The sequence below is a fragment of the Flavimaricola marinus genome, assembly GCF_900184895.1.
GTDB classification, from domain to species: Bacteria; Pseudomonadota; Alphaproteobacteria; order Rhodobacterales; family Rhodobacteraceae; genus Flavimaricola; species Flavimaricola marinus.
In genome coordinates, this window is the sequence record NZ_FXZK01000001.1 from 1,310,867 (window position 1) to 1,323,964 (window position 13,098).

Genomic DNA, 13,098 nt, shown 5'->3' on the forward strand with positions numbered 1-13,098 from the left:
CCCCTTACATGAGCGGCATGACCACGCCGCCACCCCTTTTCGACCGCGCCGCCGTAGAGCGCCACCGCGCCCGCGCAGCGCGGGCCCCGGAGCTGTTCCTGCAGGCGCATGTCGCCGATGGATGTCAGGAGAGGCTGGAAGAGGTTAACAGAACGTTTACGGCACCGGCGATTGTCAGCCCGTGGCCGTCGCTGTGGCAGGATCGCCTGCAAGGCGCCCGGATCGTGCCCGACACCGAGGTACTGGATCTGCAAACCGACAGCCACGACCTCGTCGTTCACGCCCTGTCGCTGCACTGGGCCAATGATCCGGTCGGGCAGTTGGTCCAGTGCCGCCATGCCCTGCGCCCGGACGGGATGCTGCTGGCGACCCTCTTTGGCGGGCAGACCCTGCAGGAATTGCGCCGTTGCCTTGCGCAGGCCGAGACGGAAGTGACCGGCGGATTGTCTCCGCGCGTCGCTCCGATGGGAGAGATCCGCGATCTGGGCGGCCTGCTGCAAAGGGCGGGCTTTGCCCTGCCGGTGGCCGACAGCGATGTGATCCCGGTGAGCTATGCCAGCGCCCTGCACCTGATGCGCGATCTGCGGGCCATGGGCGAGACCAACGCCGTCGCTGCCCGACTGACCCGCCCCACCACACGCGCCGTGATGCTGCGCACGGCCGAGATCTATGCCCAGAGCTTTGCCGATGCCGACGGACGCATCACCGCCACCTTCGAGGTCGTCACGCTCACCGGGTGGGCCCCGGCCGCCAGCCAGCCCCAGCCCCTGCGACCCGGTTCCGCCTCGACTCGGCTTGCCGATGCGCTAAAGACGACGGAGACACCCCTTGATCCGTCGGGGAATTGACCGCGACACCAAATCGCCTATTTGAACAGGAAGCCTGAAATGACTGCCAAGGATCGGCCAATGTTCGATGCAACGTCGCCAGCGAATACCGAGACCGTCGCTGTATGCCCTGCCCACGCCCCTTCGGATCATCCCAAGGTCAAACCGGCCCGTGTCGGCATCCTGCTGGCCAATCTCGGCACGCCTGACGGCACAGACTATTGGTCGATGCGCCGGTATCTGAACGAATTCCTGTCGGACAAGCGAGTGGTCGATTACTCGGCCTGGCTGTGGCAGCCGCTGTTGCAGCTGATCATCCTGACCAAGCGCCCCTTCTCGTCCGGGGCCGCATATCGCTCGATCTGGAACACGGAGCGCGACGAGAGTCCGCTATTGACGATCACCCGCGATCAGACCGATGCGATCCGCGCCCAGATGCAGGCCCGGTACGGCGACGACGTGATGGTCGACTTCTGCATGCGCTATGGCAATCCCTCGACCAAGTCCAAGGTCCGCGAGATGGTCGATGCGGGCTGCACCAAGATCCTGTTTTTCCCGCTCTATCCGCATTATGCCGGCGCCACCTCGGCCACCGCCAACGACCAGTTCTTCCGCGCCCTGATGGAGGAAAAGTGGCAGCCCGTGGCCCGCGTCGTCGAGCCTTATTTCGCCAAGCCGGCCTATATCGAGGCGTTGGCGCAATCCATCGAGCGGGCCTATGCCGCGGCGGAGGAAAAGCCGGAGGTGCTTGTCTGTTCCTACCACGGCGTGCCGGAACGCTACCTGCGTGAGGGCGACCCCTATCACTGTCAGTGCCAGAAGACGACGCGGCTGCTCCGCGAGCGGCTTGGCTGGGACAAGACCGAGATCACCACCACCTTTCAGAGCCGCTTTGGCCCCGAAGAATGGCTCAAGCCCTACACTGTGGAAGAGGTCGCCCGGTTGGCTGAGATGGGCAAGAAACGCATTGCGGTTTGCGCCCCTGCGTTCAGCGCCGATTGCATCGAGACGCTGGAAGAGATCAACGAGGAAATCCGCGAGAGCTTTGAACATGCGGGCGGCGAGGCGTTTACCTATATTCCCTGCCTCAACGACGATCCCGCGCACATCGAGGCCTTGTCCGGCGTGATCGAAGACAACCTGCGCGGTTGGCTCGACTAGTTGCTCTTGCCCGCCAGCAGGGCGATGACGGCGACGATCGAAAGCATCATGTAGGGCAGGACCCGGTCCATGGTTTCCTCGCCCGCGGTGGCGTCCAGCACGGCTTGTGGTGCGGGCGTGTAGCTCTGATCGGCGTGGGCGGTCGTGGCGGTTGCGAGGGCGGCTGCGAGGATCAGGGGCTTCATCTGGGGCTCCGGTGGACTGCGTTGTCAGAGCCTAACACGTTGTGGGAACGATTGGACAAGTAAATCCCCGCGGTGCCGCCCTAGATTTCCAGCACGAGCGGGCAGTGATCCGACACTTCCGGATCAAAGATCACGTCGAAATGGCCCACCGCCTCCGGTTGGTCGATCAGCATGTAGTCCGCGAAACGCGCCGGTTTGGTGTAGTGCGAATTGCGGGTGCTGGTGAACCCGCGTGACGTGACCAATTCGGTGAACCCGGCGCGGTGCAGCTTTGTCAGCGTTTCGCTCTCCGGCTCGACGTTGAAGTCGCCGCAAACGACCCGCAGGTCACCCGGCTCGGAGACCTGGTCAGATAGCGCCAGTAGCCTGTCTGCCTGCGCTGCCCGCTCTGGCGTGTCCATCTTGCCAGCCAGATCGCGGAGCCCGTGCATATGGGTGATGCTGACCGGGCGCTGGCGCGCGAAATCATGGACCCGGATCGCGTGGGCGCTGCGCGACCGGGGGTGTTCGCCGTAGCCGTCGGGTGAAAACGCCTTGTGGACAAAGCCTTGGGCCTGACCGATGACCGGGATCGACCGATGCACGAAAGTCGCCAACCCCTATTGAGACGGGATCGCGACGTCACCGTCCCAGAGCACGCCCTGCGCGGCGGGGCAGAACGTCGCGACGTGATCGGGAAGCGCCTTGCAGACATCGGAAAAGAAATTGGCCCGTTGTGGCAGCACATGGTCGCCGTCGCGGTAGGTCAGCCACTCCTGATCCGTTTGCGGACTGTGCACCACTTCTTGCAGGCACAGAACGTCGGGCTGCTCGGCCCCGACATAAGCCACGAGTTCGGCGTGAAGTTTGCCGCCCCAGCCATTCAGGCAAATGATCCGCATCGCTATTCCTCCGTGTGCGCAAGGTGATGGATCGCACACGGGGAGGCAATGAAAAAGGCCCCGCATCGGGGGCCTTGTCCGGTTCCATCGCTGGAACGTGTCAGATCAACAGAACCTGCGTGCCGACGTTGGCCAACTCGAACAGCTCTGTGATGTGCTCGTTGTAGAGGCCGATGCAGCCGTTCGACGACCGGCGTCCGATCTTGCGCGTGTCGTGGGTGCCGTGAATCCGGTAGTATTGCCACGACAAATACAGCGCCAGCGGGCCGAGCGGGTTGTTCGGATCGCCACCCTCGACGACTTCGGGCCATTCGGGATTGCGCTCGCGCATGGACGGGGTGGGCCGCCACGTGGGCGCGACCACTTTTTGCGTGACCGAGGTGGACCCGAGCCGGGTCAGATCGTCGGTCAGCGGCACCGACGTCGGATAGAGCCGGTAGGTGTTGCCGTCCTCGGACCAGAAATGCAGTGCGCGCGACTGGATATCACAAAGGATCGCGCCGTTGTTCAGATTGGCGAAATACGGCTGCCAGTCGAGCGACCGGAAGCTGGAGATGTTGCGCTGCACCTCGTTCAGATCGCGTTCGACCTGTGTCGAGTTCTGCATCGTCTGGGCAAGCGCCGGAGCGGCGAGCGTTCCGCCGAGGGCCGCAGCCGTCGTGGTGATAAATCTGCGCCGGTTCAGGCCGGTTTTTGCATCGCGGGTCATGTGCCTCGTCCATCCTTGGATTGGTTGAGCGCAAATTAGATGTTTCAAGGTCGCGCCGCAAATCAAACTCACGTCAGATCGGCCAGTCTGCGCCGATCCGTGTTTGAAGTGCGTCACGCTTGTCGCTAAGCAAGATGAGGACAATCGGAAGGTGACAGCATGTTGCGGCGGAATTTCTTGATCGGCATGGCTCTTACGGGGCTTGCGGCCTGTTCTTCGGGACGATCAGCGGCCATTGGCCCGGACGGTCTGCCTGTGCAACAGGTCTACCGCATCACGCCCCAGGACGCCGAGGAGATCCCGTTTCGCGTGCTGGACGGGTTGAACACCCTGCGCAGCGCTTCCGGCGCCGGGCCGCTCGTGCTCGACAGCCAGCTTACGGCCGCCGCCGCGACCCATTCACGCGATATGGCCGTGCAGAACCGCCCGTGGCATTTCGGGTCGGACGGGTCCTCACCGATCGACCGGATCCGGCGGGTCGGTTATGCCGGCAACCTTGTCGGCGAGACCATCTCCGAAACCTTTGAAACCGAGCTGGAGACGCTGGCTGCGTGGATCGAGATGCCCGAGACGCGCGCCGTCTTGCTGGATCGCAGCGCGACCCGGATGGGCCTGTCGTGGTATCAGGAAGACGGTGGCAAGATCTGGTGGACCCTCGTTCTGGGCAACTAGGTCTTGAGCTGCTTGTGAGATCCGTCGCACCGCGGAAACCGCTTGGACAGCCCACAGATGCAGTCATGGATCCCTTTGCCCTGCAGGATACGGTCCCGGTAGCCTTCGATCCGTGACGTGCGGGTCTTGGACTGTTTGGCGCCGCCGATGGTCAGGTTGTAGCCCCGCTGCCGCCCTCTGGTCAGGGCCTCGAAGGCGGCCTTGAATTCAGGGTCGGCCGCAAGAACGGCCTGAATTTCCGGCACAAGCTCCAACGGCTCGTCGCGCTTGAAATCGACCTTGGCGCCGGATTTCTGAAGCTCGATGGCTTCTTCGACATAGGCCCGCAGGATCGGCTCCATCTGGCCGACGCCCTGACCCTCGTCGAACTTCATCCAGCGCGAGGCCTGACTGTTTTCACCGGGTTTGAGCAGGATTCCGTTGGGATCACTCATCAACGACCCCTTGAAGAAGCTGACCGCGGCGCAATCCTTGAGCGCGTAGAGCATGGCGACGTTGCCACCGTCATAGGTGTAGCAGGGGTTCCGCCACTTGACGGTCTCGCTGAGTTCCGTGTCGAGCAGGATCGCCCGAAGCGCACGCAATTCGTCACGCCACCGTTTGGCGCTGTCGATCTGGGCTGTGACCTTCGGGTCCGGTTCGCTCATCGCGTCTGCCTTTCGCTGCGGCTCGTCGTGCGATGTGGTCAGGCCCAGATGTAGATCGGTGTCCCGTCACGCACCATCGAGTAGATCTCTTCGATCTCTCTATTACTAACGGCGATACACCCCCACGTCCAATCGTCCTGCCCGCGGTAGCGGTCGGGTGTTCCGTGGATGAAGATGTCCCCACCGGGCGGCATCCCCATCGACTGCGCCACCGCTCTATCATTGGCATTCGGGTAGGAAATGCCCAGCGACAGGTGAAAGCGGCTGTTCGGGTTGCGTCGGTCGATCCAGTATTGCCCCTCGGGCGTGCGCCCGTCGCCCTCGATCCGCTTGTGCCCGGTGGGCGCAAAGCCAAGCTCGAACCGATAGCTCTTGAGCATGGTGTTGTTGTGCATCAACTGCATCTTCCGCTGACCCTTGTAGACCAGCACACTCGTCACGTCCGGCCCGCGATAGGTCAGGAACCGGGGATCCGACGACCCACAGGCCGCGATCATTGAGACGCCACCCAACAAGAGAAACCGCCTGGTAAACTTTGTCACCGAAGTCTGCCCCAAAGAAAGAAATACTCAGTCGCTATACTGTGTTTCGCGCGATCCAGCTAGCGTTCCCTAACACGGTTTCGTCAAGACCGCGTGAACGCGGCAACAACTTCGACGTGATTTGACCAGCGGAATTGGTCGACCACCTGCACCGGCTGCATGGCGTATCCGGAGCTGATCAGAATTCGGGCATCGCGCGCAAAGGTGACGGGGTTGCACGACACCATCGCCACGACGGACGGGCCGCCTTGAGCCAGCTCTCCCATTTGCGATTCGGCGCCGGCACGCGGCGGGTCGATGACGGCTGCGTCGAATTTCGTCAGTTCGTCAGGCAGGAGCGGCCGCCGGAACAGGTCCCGCGTTTCGGTGCTGACCCGCTTGAGCCCGGTGGCGACCCGCCAGCCCGCATCGAGCGCTTTAAGCATGGCCGCTTCGGATTCCACGGCGTGGACCTCGGCCGTTTCGGCCAGCGGCAGCGCGAAGGTGCCGCAGCCGGAAAACAGGTCGACGATCCGGTCGGCCCCCTTGGTGATCCGTTTGACCTCGGCCACGAGCGCCGCTTCGGCATGGGCCGTGGCTTGCAGAAAAGCGCCGGGCGGCGGCACCACATGCGCCCGGCCGAATTTCTGGGCCGGTGGTTGCAGGGTCACGACCGGCTCGTCATTCCAGACCAGCCGCGCGAGGCCGTGGTTTTGAGCAAAGGCCGCCAGTTCGATCCGAAGCCCGGAGGTCAGCGGCTTTTCCGTCAGCACCGCCACGTCCGGCCCCGCGAGGCTGTGGGTGACGATGAAGTTGACCTCGGCCTTGCGGGATGCGGCGATGACCGTCAGCTCTTCGAGCGTCGGGATCAGCGCGGTCAGTTCCGGCAACAGCAGCTGACAGTCCGGCACCGCGACAAGCGTGTCCGAGGCGCGGGCATGGAAGCCGACCAGTGCACCCTTTTTGGTTCGCCGCCCGGACAGCCGCGCCCGACGCCTCGATTGCGCCGGCGATGTGGTGATCCCGGCGATGTCGGTTTCGATCCCTTGCCCTGACAGAGCCTTGGCCACGATCCCGATCTTCCAAGCGGCGACGTAGTCGTCGCGCGCGTGCTGCACGGCACAACCACCACATGATTTGTAGTGCCGACATGGCGCCGCGACCCTGTCTGCCGACGGCGTCAGGATGCGCACGGAGCCGTCTGCCTGCACCTCGACCTCTTCGCCCTGAAGCGTCCGCGCGATCAGGCTGCCGTCGGTGGCCCGGCCCATGCCGTGATGCGTGAGGGTCTCGATTTTCATGTGCTGGCCTTTTGCGGCGAGAGTTGCGCGACAAGGGCGTCAATCTGCGTTTGATTGCGTAGGGTCAATGTCTTTTCCGCCGGAAGCCCGGCAATGAAGGCTGCGTCACGGGCGCGGTTCTTTGTGGCGGTCGTGACGATCCACCAGAGGAATTCAGGTGCGAATTGTTCGGGACACCCCGGTGACATGTCCGGCCGGACGGTTCCGTAATAGCGCCAGATCCGCTTCATCACCCGCCAGAGCCGAGTGACGACACCCAGATCGAGAAACACCACAAGGTCGGCCCGTGCGGCGCGACTGTCGTAGGTTTCCGACAAGCCGCCTTCAAAGATCCATTCGGGGGACTTCTCGACGGCGCGGGCCATCGTCAGCTTTTCCGCTTTGGGCCGCTCGACCCAGCCCGGCATGTGGTGGATATGGTCCATATGGTGCACCGGCAGGCCGGTCACGGCCCCCAGATTCCGGGCAAGCGTCGACTTCCCGGAGCCGGGCGCACCTATGACCATGATCCGGTTCATTCCGCGGCGGATTGGCTTTCGAGATCGTCATCGGTCGACAGGAATCCACCCGACTGCCGGTTCCAATAGCGGGCATAAAGTCCGCCTTGGGCGAGCAGTTCGTCGTGGCTGCCTTCTTCGACGATCCGTCCGGCGTCGAGCACGACGATCCGGTCCATGCTGGCGATGGTCGACAGGCGGTGCGCGATGGCGATAACGGTCTTGCCCTCCATCGCGGCCTCAAGCGCCGTCTGGATCGACGCCTCGACCTCGGAATCGAGCGCCGACGTGGCTTCGTCCAGCACCAGAATGGGCGCGTCCTTGAGCAGCGCGCGGGCAAGAGCGATCCGCTGCCGCTGTCCGCCGGAGAGCTTGACGCCTCGTTCACCGAGATAAGCATCATAGCCGACCCGCTTGCCGAAATCGGTGAGCGACTTGATGAAGCCGTGCGCCTCGGCCCGCTTTGCCGCGTTGATCAATTCCTCTTCGGTGGCCTCGGGCCGCCCGTAGAGAATGTTGTCCCGTGCGGTGCGGTTGAACATGGCGGTCTCTTGCGTGACCATCCCGATCTGACGCCGCAGGCTTTCCTGCGTAACGCCACGCAAATCCTGCCCATCGATGCTGATCGAGCCGGTCTCGGTGTCGTGCAAACGCAAGAGCGTGCTCACCAGCGTGGATTTCCCCGCGCCAGAGGCCCCGACGATCCCGAGCCGTTCACCGGGCGCGATCCTCAGATTGATGTCCTTGATGCCACCGATCTTCTGCCCATAGGCAAAGGTGACATTGTCGAAGACGACTTCGCCATTCGTCACGTCGAGCGGCTTGGCATTCGGATCGTCGACCAGCCCGTGCGGCGGGGTGAGCGTGACCATGCCGTCTTCAACTTCGCCGAGGTTCGAGTAGATCGACATCAGGGTAAAGCTGACCCAGCCGGTCATCTGACCGATCCGCAAGGCGATAGCACCGGCGGCGGCGATGTCGCCCGCGGTGGCCTGACCCTGCCGCCACAGGATCAGCGTGCCGCCGAGCATCATCACCGGGATCAACCCTGCCAGCGTCATCAGCGCCAGCCGGAACCATGCGTTGAGCACGCCCATGTCGGCGGCCTTGAGCCGGAAGATCTCCATCGCGCCAAGGGCGGCCTGATCCTCGTGTTCGGCGTGCGCAAAGAGCTTGACCGTCTTCATGTTGGTGATGGTATCGACCACTTGCCCCGACAGGTTGGCCCGCGCATTCGCCCGTGCCTTGGCCCGTTTGCGGATCCGCGGCAGGAACCATGTGATCAAATAGAGATAGGCCAGCACCCAAAGCCCGAACCCCAAAGCCACCCGCCAGTCGATCGACAGCAGCAGGATCGTGGAGCCGATGAGCGATGCCAACGCAAAACAGAGGGTGTTCACGAATTCCGAGGTGACCTCGGTCACCGCGCTCGACACCTGCATCTGCTTTTGCGCGATCCGCCCGGCAAAATCGCTGTCAAAGAAGCTGATCGAGTGCCCCATCGTCCAACGGTGCAGCTTTGACAGCACCAGGGGCGCAAGGTTAGGTTGCAGCACGATGGTGTTCATCGCCGACGATCCGGACAGCGCAATCGGCCGGATCGCGAGAAACAGGATGGCACAGCCCAGAACGAGCCAGATCTGTTCAGACCAGAATACCTCCGGTGCGCTCAGATCGGTGGCGTCGATCACCCAGCCCAGCGCGAGTGCAGCCAGAACCTCGGTCATGCCGGCGAGTGCGGCGATCAGACCGGACGCCGCCAGAAACCAGCCCGCACCCGACAGACACCACGCAAAGAACCGCCACAGAGTGCGTGGCGGCGGCCCTTCCGCGGGCTGGAAAGGGTCTATCAGTTCTGTGGTTCTCACGCGCTTGCCTCCGAAGTCGCATCGACTCGGATGAAACCACCTGACTGGCGGTTCCAAAACCGGGCATAGATGCCGTCTTTCGCCAAAAGATCATCATGTGGCCCCGCCTCGACGATGCGGCCAGCGTCCAGCACAATGATACGGTCCATTTTTGCAATGGTAGAGAGCCGGTGTGCAATGGCAATGACGGTTTTTCCTTCCATCATCCCGTAGAGCGTCGACTGGATCGCGGCCTCGACCTCGGAATCGAGCGCCGAAGTCGCCTCGTCCAGCACGAGGATCGGTGCGTCCTTGAGGATCACCCGCGCCAGCGCGATCCGCTGCCGTTGACCGCCCGAGAGCTTGACCCCCCGCTCTCCAACATGGGCGTCGTAACCGGTCCGCCCCTGGGGGTCTTGCAGCGTGAGGATGAAGTCATGCGCCTCGGCCTTTCGGGCGGCGGCGATCATCTGTTCTTCGGTGGCGATGGGCTGGCCATACAGGATGTTGTCCCGCACCGACCGATGCAGAAGCGAGCTGTCCTGCGTGACCATGCCGATGGCGGCGCGAAGGCTGTCTTGCTGGACGCCCGCGATATCCTGCCCGTCGATCAGAATCCGTCCCGTCTCTACATCGCGGAACCGCAACAGCAGGTTGACCAGCGAGGATTTGCCCGCCCCGGACGGCCCGACGAGTCCGATCCGTTCGCCGCCCTTGACCGTGAGGTCGATCCCGTCAAGGCCGCCGGAGCCCTTGCCGTAGTGATGGCTCAGCCCCTGATAGTCGATCTGCCCGTTGCTCACCGTCAGCGCCGGCGCGCCGGGTCTGTCGATCACCGTTTGCGGCACGGCGATGCTTTCCAACCCTTCACGGATCGTGCCGAAGTGCTCGAACACCCGCACGGTCATCCACATGATCCAGCCGGTCATGGTGTTGAGCCTGAGCGCCATCGCCACAGCGGCGGCGACTTCGCCAATCGACAGGTGCCCCGCCGACCAGAGCCACAGGGCGGGCCCGACGACCATCAGCATGGCGGCCGAGTTGAAGATCGCCATCGCCCCCTGCTGCATCGCGAACAAGCGCATGAGCGCACCGAACCGCAGCCGGTGCCGCCGCATCGCGCTTTTGGCAAAGGCCTGTTCCCGTTCGGCGTGGGCAAAGAGCTTGACCGTTTCGATGTTGGTGTAGCTGTCCACCACCCGCCCGGTCACAAGGCTGTTGCGGTGGCTAAGCGTTTCCGCCGTCTTGCCCGCCTTTGGCGCGAACCACAGCACAAAGCCGACAAACGCCAAGATCCAGAACGCCATCGGCACGGCAAGTCGCCAATCCATGCCGGTCAGCAGGATCAGCGTGAACACGGCAAAGATCGCAGCCTGCCAGAAGGCTTCGAACGCGAGAAAGGCGCTGTCTTCGACGGCGACGCCGGTGTTGAGCACCCGGTTTGACAGCCTGCCTGCGAAGTCGTTCTGAAAGAAGCCGACGGCCTGGCCCAGCAGGTGCCGATGCGCCCGCCAGCGGACTTGCGGCAGCATGTTTGTCGAGATCCCCGCAAAGAGTATCATCGCGTTCAAACCCACGGCAAACGGGCGCAGCAACAGCAGGAAGATCGCGGCCAACAGGACCTCGCCCCCGTAGTCACCCCAGAATGTCGCCGGGCCGGCGCTCATCAGATCGACCAGCCGCCCTGCATACCAGATCAGGCCAAGTTCCAGCACCGCAACGACGGCCCCGGCCACACCGGCAATCGCGATGACCGTCTTGAACGGCCGGAGATGCGACAGGGCAAAGCGAAGGGGTCGCGCGTCGGGCGTGCTCTCGTGGTATGGGGCGAAGGGATCGACCAGACCTTCGATCCAGACGAATATCCGTTTGATATAGTGCATCGCCCTACTCCGCCGCCGACGCGACACCGGAGCCGTCATCGCCCAGAAATCCGCCAGACTGCCGCGCCCAGAACCGGGCGTAGATGCCATCCTGAGAAAGCAGGTCCTGATGGCTTCCGTCCTCGACGATCCGTCCGTCCGCCATCACGACGATCCGGTCCATCTGCGCGATGGTGGAGAGCCGGTGCGCGATGGCGATCACGGTCTTGCCCTGCATCATGCCGTAGAGCGTATTGAGGATCGCGGCTTCGACCTCACTGTCGAGCGCCGATGTCGCCTCGTCCAAGAGCAGGATCGGCGCGTCTTTAAGGATCACCCGCGCCAGCGCGATCCGCTGCCGTTGCCCGCCGGAGAGCTTGATCCCGCGCTCGCCGACCCGTGCGTCATAGCCCGTGCGGCCGTCGCTGTCCTCCAGCGTCTGGATGAAGTCATGCGCCTCGGCCCTGACCGCGGCGGCGATCATCTCGTCTTCGGTTGCATCCGGCCGCCCATAGAGCAGGTTCTCGCGCACCGACCGGTGCAGCAAGGCGCTGTCTTGCTGAACCATGCCGATGGCACCGCGCAGGCTGTCCTGCGTCAGCATCGAGATGTCTTGGCCGTCGATCTCGATCCGGCCGGTTTCCGCGTCGTAGAACCGCAGGAGCAGCTTGACGAGCGTCGATTTGCCGGCCCCGGACGCCCCGACCAGGCCGACTTTCTGGCCTGCCGGGATGGTCAGGTTGATCGCGTGCAGACCGCCGGTGTCCTTGCCGTAGTGATGGCTCAGATCGCTGATCCGGATTTGCCCCGGGCCCGCCAAGAGCGGTTTGGCCTGCGCCGCATCGATCAGCGTGATCGGCTGGGCGATGGTTTGCATCCCCTCGGACACGACCCCCAGTTCCCGAAAGAAATTCGACACCGCCCACATGATCCAGCCCGACATGGCGTTGAGCCGCAGCGCCAGAGCCGTCGCCGCGACGACCACGCCGACAGTGGCCGTGCCACCCATCCAGAGGATCAGCGACAGCCCGACAACGAGCACGATCAGCAAGCCGTTCAGCAGAACAAGCGCGAAGTCCATGATCGTGTAGAGCCGCATCTCGACCTGAAAGGTCTTCCGGGCTTCTTCGATGGCTTCCTTGGCATAGTCCACCTCGCGGTCGTGGTGTGCGAACATCTTGACCGAGTGGATGTTGGTGTAGCTGTCGACCACACGCCCTGTCACCGCGCTACGGGCGTTGGACGCCGCCTCGGAGGCGGGTCCGATCCGTTTGATCACCCACCGCACGAGCAACAGGTAGGGCACGAGCCACAGCATCATCGGAACGATCAGACGCGGGTCTGCATCGCCCAAGAGCACCGCAGCCCCGATGAGATAGACGATGGCAAAGGCGATCGCGTCGAACAGTTGAAACACCACCTCGCCGGCGGCGGGCGGGGTTTGCATGATCCGATTGGCGATCCGTCCGGCAAAGTCGTTCTCGAACCAGCCGACGGACTGCCGCAGCACATGCCGATGCGCCCGCCACCGCACAAGCGTGCCGAAATTGGGCAGGATCGAGTTGTTGAGCAGGCCGACCTGAAGCACCTGCAGAGCGGGCCGCAAGGTCAGGATGAACACAGCCACGAGGATCAGCTCGACCTTGTGATCGGCCCAGAAGGCGGTCGCCGTCGTGTCCGACAACATATCCGTCAGCCGCCCCATATAGGCGATCAGCCAGATTTCGATCAGCGCCACGATCGCCGAGCTGATCCCGGTGACCACGAACACCTTTTTGAACGGCTGGGCATAGCTTTTCAGGAACGCGAACAGCGTCGCTGGCGGGGTATGGTTTTCCTCATAGGCAACATAAGGATCGACAAGGTTTTCAAAGAAACGAAACATAATGAGGCGCTCCGGTTGAGCGTGAATGGCAATAGGTGAAGGCGGACATTCGGTCCGCCATAACAGGATCAGACCGATTAAATCGCTCGGAGTAGAACCCTGT

The 13,098-nt window shown here is 63.3% G+C and carries 14 protein-coding genes; 3 read left to right on the forward strand and 11 right to left on the reverse strand.

All coding sequences use genetic code 11. The features are described from left to right. Positions 1 to 17: 17 nt before the first annotated feature. Together LOM8899_RS06350 and hemH are read left to right on the forward strand one after the other, a co-directional pair. Positions 18 to 848, forward strand: a complete 831-nt coding sequence (locus LOM8899_RS06350; RefSeq protein ID WP_093991466.1) for a methyltransferase domain-containing protein — start codon at positions 18 to 20, stop codon at positions 846 to 848. 60 nt (positions 849 to 908) lie between these two features. Continuing rightward, complete coding sequence (gene hemH / locus LOM8899_RS06355) at positions 909 to 1,988, forward strand: ferrochelatase (protein WP_093991467.1); 1,080 nt, start codon at positions 909 to 911, stop codon at positions 1,986 to 1,988. Here hemH and LOM8899_RS06360 read toward each other — a convergent pair. The 4 genes from LOM8899_RS06360 to LOM8899_RS06370 all read right to left on the reverse strand — a co-directional run bounded on the left by LOM8899_RS06360 (position 1,985) and on the right by LOM8899_RS06370 (position 3,763). Continuing rightward, positions 1,985 to 2,173, reverse strand: a complete 189-nt coding sequence (locus LOM8899_RS06360; protein WP_093991235.1) for a hypothetical protein — start codon at positions 2,171 to 2,173, stop codon at positions 1,985 to 1,987. The two genes, hemH and LOM8899_RS06360, sit on opposite strands and share 4 nt — an antisense overlap. A gap of 80 nt (positions 2,174 to 2,253) precedes the next feature. Continuing rightward, positions 2,254 to 2,757 carry an endonuclease/exonuclease/phosphatase family protein gene (locus LOM8899_RS23690; protein ID WP_245820448.1) on the reverse strand — a complete coding sequence of 168 codons (504 nt, stop codon included), beginning with the start codon at positions 2,755 to 2,757 and terminating at the stop codon, positions 2,254 to 2,256. Positions 2,758 to 2,772: 15 nt separating this feature from the next. Beyond that, complete coding sequence (locus tag LOM8899_RS23695; protein ID WP_245820449.1) at positions 2,773 to 3,054, reverse strand: exonuclease/endonuclease/phosphatase family protein; 282 nt, start codon at positions 3,052 to 3,054, stop codon at positions 2,773 to 2,775. Between the two features lie 100 nt (positions 3,055 to 3,154). Then, positions 3,155 to 3,763, reverse strand: a complete 609-nt coding sequence (locus LOM8899_RS06370) for a L,D-transpeptidase (protein ID WP_093991236.1) — start codon at positions 3,761 to 3,763, stop codon at positions 3,155 to 3,157. A gap of 159 nt (positions 3,764 to 3,922) precedes the next feature. Between LOM8899_RS06370 and dalA the strand changes: the two genes are divergently transcribed. Continuing rightward, positions 3,923 to 4,435: a divisome-associated lipoprotein DalA gene (dalA, locus tag LOM8899_RS06375; RefSeq protein ID WP_093991237.1), complete on the forward strand. Its 513-nt coding sequence runs from the start codon at positions 3,923 to 3,925 to the stop codon at positions 4,433 to 4,435. On the opposite strand, the gene LOM8899_RS06380 is transcribed toward dalA, so the two are convergent. The 7 genes from LOM8899_RS06380 to LOM8899_RS06410 form a co-directional block, all read right to left on the reverse strand. Beyond that, complete coding sequence (locus LOM8899_RS06380; RefSeq protein ID WP_093991238.1) at positions 4,432 to 5,082, reverse strand: DUF1801 domain-containing protein; 651 nt, start codon at positions 5,080 to 5,082, stop codon at positions 4,432 to 4,434. The genes dalA and LOM8899_RS06380 overlap by 4 nt on opposite strands. A 38-nt stretch (positions 5,083 to 5,120) precedes the next feature. Then, on the reverse strand, positions 5,121 to 5,579 hold the full coding sequence (locus LOM8899_RS06385; protein ID WP_093991239.1) for a L,D-transpeptidase family protein: 459 nt from the start codon (positions 5,577 to 5,579) through the stop codon (positions 5,121 to 5,123). Between the two features lie 128 nt (positions 5,580 to 5,707). Beyond that, positions 5,708 to 6,904: a class I SAM-dependent RNA methyltransferase gene (locus LOM8899_RS06390; protein ID WP_093991240.1), complete on the reverse strand. Its 1,197-nt coding sequence runs from the start codon at positions 6,902 to 6,904 to the stop codon at positions 5,708 to 5,710. Further along, complete coding sequence (locus LOM8899_RS06395; RefSeq protein ID WP_133064983.1) at positions 6,901 to 7,410, reverse strand: P-loop NTPase family protein; 510 nt, start codon at positions 7,408 to 7,410, stop codon at positions 6,901 to 6,903. Before LOM8899_RS06395 ends, LOM8899_RS06390 begins: the two co-directional genes overlap by 4 nt. An 8-nt stretch (positions 7,411 to 7,418) precedes the next feature. Continuing rightward, positions 7,419 to 9,269 carry an ABC transporter ATP-binding protein gene (locus LOM8899_RS06400; RefSeq protein ID WP_093991242.1) on the reverse strand — a complete coding sequence of 617 codons (1,851 nt, stop codon included), beginning with the start codon at positions 9,267 to 9,269 and terminating at the stop codon, positions 7,419 to 7,421. Next, positions 9,266 to 11,131 (reverse strand): ABC transporter ATP-binding protein, encoded by a 1,866-nt coding sequence (locus tag LOM8899_RS06405; RefSeq protein ID WP_245820450.1) that lies wholly within the window; start codon positions 11,129 to 11,131, stop codon positions 9,266 to 9,268. The genes LOM8899_RS06400 and LOM8899_RS06405 overlap by 4 nt, the downstream gene beginning before the upstream one ends. A 4-nt stretch (positions 11,132 to 11,135) precedes the next feature. After that, positions 11,136 to 12,995 (reverse strand): ABC transporter ATP-binding protein, encoded by a 1,860-nt coding sequence (locus tag LOM8899_RS06410; protein ID WP_093991243.1) that lies wholly within the window; start codon positions 12,993 to 12,995, stop codon positions 11,136 to 11,138. Positions 12,996 to 13,098: the final 103 nt, after the last annotated feature.

What these genes read in the sequence shown, in the direction of transcription:
- LOM8899_RS06360 (WP_093991235.1), bottom strand. Translation starts at nt 2,173, where the DNA reads ATGAAGCCCCTGATCCTCGCAGCCGCCCTCGCAACCGCCACGACCGCC.
- LOM8899_RS06410 (WP_093991243.1), bottom strand. Translation starts at nt 12,995, where the DNA reads ATGTTTCGTTTCTTTGAAAACCTTGTCGATCCTTATGTTGCCTATGAG.
- LOM8899_RS06395 (WP_133064983.1), bottom strand. Translation starts at nt 7,410, where the DNA reads ATGGTCATAGGTGCGCCCGGCTCCGGGAAGTCGACGCTTGCCCGGAAT.
- hemH (WP_093991467.1), top strand. Translation starts at nt 909, where the DNA reads ATGTTCGATGCAACGTCGCCAGCGAATACCGAGACCGTCGCTGTATGC.
- LOM8899_RS06370 (WP_093991236.1), bottom strand. Translation starts at nt 3,763, where the DNA reads ATGACCCGCGATGCAAAAACCGGCCTGAACCGGCGCAGATTTATCACC.
- dalA (WP_093991237.1), top strand. Translation starts at nt 3,923, where the DNA reads ATGTTGCGGCGGAATTTCTTGATCGGCATGGCTCTTACGGGGCTTGCG.
- LOM8899_RS06405 (WP_245820450.1), bottom strand. Translation starts at nt 11,131, where the DNA reads ATGCACTATATCAAACGGATATTCGTCTGGATCGAAGGTCTGGTCGAT.
- LOM8899_RS06380 (WP_093991238.1), bottom strand. Translation starts at nt 5,082, where the DNA reads ATGAGCGAACCGGACCCGAAGGTCACAGCCCAGATCGACAGCGCCAAA.
- LOM8899_RS23695 (WP_245820449.1), bottom strand. Translation starts at nt 3,054, where the DNA reads ATGCGGATCATTTGCCTGAATGGCTGGGGCGGCAAACTTCACGCCGAA.
- LOM8899_RS06350 (WP_093991466.1), top strand. Translation starts at nt 18, where the DNA reads ATGACCACGCCGCCACCCCTTTTCGACCGCGCCGCCGTAGAGCGCCAC.
- LOM8899_RS06390 (WP_093991240.1), bottom strand. Translation starts at nt 6,904, where the DNA reads ATGAAAATCGAGACCCTCACGCATCACGGCATGGGCCGGGCCACCGAC.
- LOM8899_RS06385 (WP_093991239.1), bottom strand. Translation starts at nt 5,579, where the DNA reads ATGATCGCGGCCTGTGGGTCGTCGGATCCCCGGTTCCTGACCTATCGC.